Raw genomic sequence first — 4,231 nt, forward strand, 5'->3', positions numbered from 1 at the left:
CACCACCGCGGGCACCGCCGCCGGCAATGCCGCGCGCACCGCGGCCGCGGCCGCCGCCGGCGCGGCAGCCGCATCAGCCGCAGCTTCAGCCTCGGCCGGAGCGGGATGGCAGACCGGCGCAGCGGAATCGGCAGCGAGCGGCAGCACATCGGGAACCACATTCGACGGAACAGGTGCCCGCGCCGGAACCGTCGAAGGCGATTCGGGATCCACCGCCGCCTCGACGCCCGACCCGCGTCTCGAGTCCAACCGGGCGCTGCATGAGGCCGACCTGGTGCTGAACGAGTTCCGTCAGCAGCTGCGCGCGGACCTGCGCCAGGCTGCCACACGGTCCGGCGTGCCGACCACGCTCGTGCCGGAACTTCGGGCTCGCCTGGTCGAGGTGCGCGCGGACATCCTCGCCGCCCTGCACCGGCAGCGCGGCCACTAGCCCGGAGCGGTGCAACAGCACCCCCCCACACAGAACACCCTCGCCAGCTGCGCGGGTGTTCTGTGTGTCACCGTCGCAACCGGGTCAGACGGTACAGGCCGCGGTCTCCTCGGCGGTGGGGTGGCGCGGTCGGTGCATCCCCCCGAACGGTCGATCGCGAGCAGGGACATCAGGGCGCCGCAGATCAGGCAGACCGGGCGCGCCCGACACGCCCGCACCGCGGCCGACTCCCCTGGATTTGACAGAGGAATCCAAGGGAGTAGTGTCGTCCCTCGTGACACCAGAGGGAACCCCCCAGGCACCAGAAACACGTTCACCGAAAAGGTGGATCATCGGCGACCCGCTCTCGACCGAAAAGCTCGACGGCCAGTTGCTGCCCAAGCACCTCGCCCTCCCCATCTTCGCGAGCGACCCGCTGTCGAGCGTCGCGTATGCGCCGCAAGAGCTCCTGATGATCCTGACGCTCGGTGGGCTGGCTTTTCTCAGCTTCGCGCCCTGGGTCGCGGCGTGCGTCGTGCTACTGCTCGTCGTGGTCGTCGCGTCGTACCGCCAGCTGATCAAGGCCTACCCGTCCGGCGGCGGCGACTACGAGGTCGCGCACAAGAACCTCGGAGAGAAGGCCGGCCTCGTCGTCGCGTCCGCCCTGCTCGTCGACTACGTGATGACCGTGGTCGTGTCGGTGGCCAGCGGCGTGGACAACATCATCTCCGCACTGCCGGGCCTGGCGCCGTTCCGGGTGGAGTTCGCGGTCTTCTTCGTGATCCTGCTCGCGGCGGTCAACCTGCGCGGCGTGCACGAGTCGAGCAAGGCTTTCGCCATCCCCACCTACCTGTTCATCGCCAGCGTGCTGCTGATGGTCGTCGTGGGCCTCGCCCGGGTCGCCCTCGGCGATACCCCGATGGCCGAGTCGGCGAACTACGACGTAGAGGCCCAGAGCCTGGCCCAGTCGGCGTTCATCCTGCTGCTGCTGCGCTCCTTCGCGAGTGGGTGCAGCGCGCTCACCGGCGTCGAGGCGATCGCCAACGGGGTGCCCGCATTCAAGCATCCGAAGGTCAAGAACGCCCAGCGCACGCTGGTGCTCATGGGCGGCATCGCCATCACGCTCTTCATCGGCCTGACCGCGCTCGCCCTGTTCTCGAAGGTGCACTACGCGGAGAATCCCTGCGACCTGATCGGCTGGGAGGAGTGTGCGACTTCCCCGCAGCGCAGCCTGATCGCCCAGATCGCGGCGGCCACCTTCGGCAACAACTCGATCATGTTCTTCGTACTGCAGGCCGCGACCGCGGCGGTGCTGCTGCTGGCCGCCAACACGGCGTTCAACGGCTTCCCGCTCCTCGGCTCGGTACTCGCCAAAGACTCCTACGCCCCGAAATCGCTCAGCACCCGCGGCGACCGCCTGATCTACTCCAACGGTGTGCTGCTGCTGGCCCTCTTCGCCTGCATCATCCTGGTCATCTACCAGGCCAACCTGACCGTGCTGATCCAGCTCTACATCATCGGCGTCTTCGTCTCCTTCACACTCGGGCAGACGGGCATGGTGCGGCACTGGCTGACCCTGCTGAAGACGAACCCGCCGAACCGGGCATCCATCATCGCCAGCCTCTCGATCAACGGCTTCGGCGCGCTGCTCACCGGCGTGGTGCTGATAGTGGTCACCATCACCAAGTTCACCCACGGCGCCTGGCTCGTCTTCGTTTTGATGCCTGTGCTGTTCACCCTCATGCTCGGCGTCAACCGGTACTACCGCGACGTCGCCAAGGAAATCGAAGTGGATGCCGACACCACCTTCGGCTCGTCGGGCGACCACGCGATCGTGCTGGTCGGCAAGATGCAGAAGCCCGTGCTCAAGGCGTTGGACTACGCGATCGCGGCCCGCCACGAGAGCATCGAGGCCGTACACATCTCCGTCGACGTCGACGAGACCAAGGCGCTCAAGCGCGCCTGGGTGCAGCAGAACATCCAGGTGCCGTTACGCATCGTACAGTCGCCCTACCGGGATATCAGCTGGCCTCTGATCAGCTACATCAAGGACCGGCGCGAGGACCACGGCTCCGAGGTCGTCACCGTGTACACCCCGATCTACATCGTGGGCCACTGGTGGGAGGGTCTGCTGCACAACCACAAGGCCCGGCGGCTGCGCCAGAAGCTCATGCTCGTGCACGGCGTCACCATTGCCCTGGTGCCGTGGCTGCTCGACTCCTCCGAGCTCATCTACGGCCGGCGCTCCCGGCCCGTGCCCGGCCAGGACCGCCGCGGCGAGCCCGTGCGCCCCCGCCCGATCCCGCGCCGCCCGCTCGCTCCGCCGACCAAGGACATCCCGATCCGACCCACGCCGGTCGTCGGCACGGTTCCGCCGAATTCCCGGCCGTCCTCCGCGCGGCGCCGCAAGAGGAAATAACGGATGCGCCTTGCTCCCGCCGTCTTTCTCGGCGGCATGGTCGGCACGGGCCTCCGACTCGGCATCGACCAGGCTCTCCCGCACACCGACACCGACTTCCCGGCGAGCACGCTGATCGTCAACACGATCGGCGCGTTCATCCTCGGCTGGCTGGTGGCCGGCCTGTGGACCCGCCCGGGCCTGCCGGCCTGGGTCAAGGCCGCCCTCGGCACGGGGGTGCTCGGGTCGTTCACGACCTACTCCGCCGTCATGGTGTCCCTGGTCGCGCTCGGCGCGGCCGGATTCCCGACTCTCGGCTGGATCTACCTCGCGGCCACTCTGCTGCTGGGGTTCGGGGCCGCGGCCCTCGGCCTGCAGCTGGGGGCGCAGCTTCGGCACCGCGTGTTGCCGGACATTCCGGATTCCGGGAGCACTCTGTGAGCACCTGGTTGGGCCTCGGCGTACTCGTCACCGGTGGCGCGGCGGCGGTCATCCGTTACTTCGTCTCGCGCGCCCTCCCCGTCGGCCCCGGGCGGCTGCCGCTCGGCGTGTTGATCGTGAACGTGGCCGGATCGTTGATCGGCGGCGTGGTGCTCGGTCTCTCCGAGCGTGCCGCGGTGTCCGCCGACGTGCAACTGATCCTGTTGACCGGGGTCTGCGGCGGCCTGACCACGTTCAGCACCTGGAGCGTCGAGACCGTCGAACTGACGCTCACCGGGCGTCGGCGAGCGGGCATTGTCAACCTGATCGGCACTCTCCTGCTCGGGTTCCTGGTCTGTGGTGCGGGCTACCTCCTCTCCCGCTGAGGTACAGTGAAGGAACGCTGATTGTGAACGTGTTCGGCGAACCGCTGCTCAGGATTTGCATCCGCGGCCCGTTCGGCCCGCCATGCTAAACTGACGGCTAGTTTTCACCATATTCGGCAACTCCCGGGAGACGCTTCTCTCACCCGGCCTGGCATCGTTAGGGGGTCTCGCATGGGGCGCGGCCGTCAAAAAGCAAAGCACACCAAGGTTGCCCGCGAGCTGAAGTACTTCAGCCCGGACACCAACTACAACGCGCTTGAGCGCGAGCTCACCGGGCATCCGGCCAACGATCCGCGCCTCGATGAGGACCTCGCGAAGTGGCCGGAGTACGAGGCCGGCAAAGACGCAGACACCGACGACGCCGACGCCGACGACCAATACGTCGACCACTACGCCACCGAAGACGAGCAGAAGCGCGCCTGACGCTCGGCTCGGCTCGGCTCATCTCGGCTAGCTTTGCTCCCCCGCGGCCCTGTGCCTCAGCGGGTGCGCGCAAATGGCCGCCATCGTTTCACCGATGGCGGCCATTTACGCGCACGGGCCGCCCGGCGGGGCGCCCGGCGGGCGGCCCGGCGGGCGGCCTGCTAGAGCGCGTAGCCGCCGACCAGGCGCACGGCG

4 protein-coding genes and 1 pseudogene are annotated in these 4,231 nt (G+C 68.2%); all 5 read left to right on the forward strand.

The window, feature by feature from the left end:
* Positions 1 to 430 (forward strand): annotated as a pseudogene (locus E3T40_RS16345) (hypothetical protein); the annotation flags it as partial.
* 274 nt (positions 431 to 704) lie between these two features.
* On the forward strand, positions 705 to 2,828 hold the full coding sequence (locus tag E3T40_RS10080; RefSeq protein WP_104193964.1) for an APC family permease: 2,124 nt from the start codon (positions 705 to 707) through the stop codon (positions 2,826 to 2,828).
* A gap of 3 nt (positions 2,829 to 2,831) precedes the next feature.
* Positions 2,832 to 3,248 (forward strand): CrcB family protein, encoded by a 417-nt coding sequence (locus E3T40_RS10085; protein ID WP_104169271.1) that lies wholly within the window; start codon positions 2,832 to 2,834, stop codon positions 3,246 to 3,248.
* The gene (gene crcB, locus E3T40_RS16350) at positions 3,245 to 3,613 is read left to right on the forward strand and encodes a fluoride efflux transporter CrcB (RefSeq protein WP_158251989.1); all 369 of its coding nucleotides are present in this window, start codon (positions 3,245 to 3,247) and stop codon (positions 3,611 to 3,613) included. Before E3T40_RS10085 ends, crcB begins: the two co-directional genes overlap by 4 nt.
* A gap of 171 nt (positions 3,614 to 3,784) precedes the next feature.
* A complete protein-coding gene (locus E3T40_RS10095) occupies positions 3,785 to 4,036 on the forward strand; it encodes a DUF3073 domain-containing protein (RefSeq protein ID WP_134543343.1) in 252 nt (83 codons plus the stop codon).
* Positions 4,037 to 4,231: the final 195 nt, after the last annotated feature.

The sequence above is a fragment of the Cryobacterium sp. TMT1-19 genome, from assembly GCF_004403055.1.
Taxonomy (GTDB): Bacteria; Actinomycetota; Actinomycetes; order Actinomycetales; family Microbacteriaceae; genus Cryobacterium; species Cryobacterium sandaracinum.

Bases quoted from the DNA above. Each gene is read 5' to 3' on its own strand.
- E3T40_RS10085 (WP_104169271.1), top strand. From the start codon at position 2,832: ATGCGCCTTGCTCCCGCCGTCTTTCTCGGCGGCATGGTCGGCACGGGC.
- E3T40_RS10095 (WP_134543343.1), top strand. From the start codon at position 3,785: ATGGGGCGCGGCCGTCAAAAAGCAAAGCACACCAAGGTTGCCCGCGAG.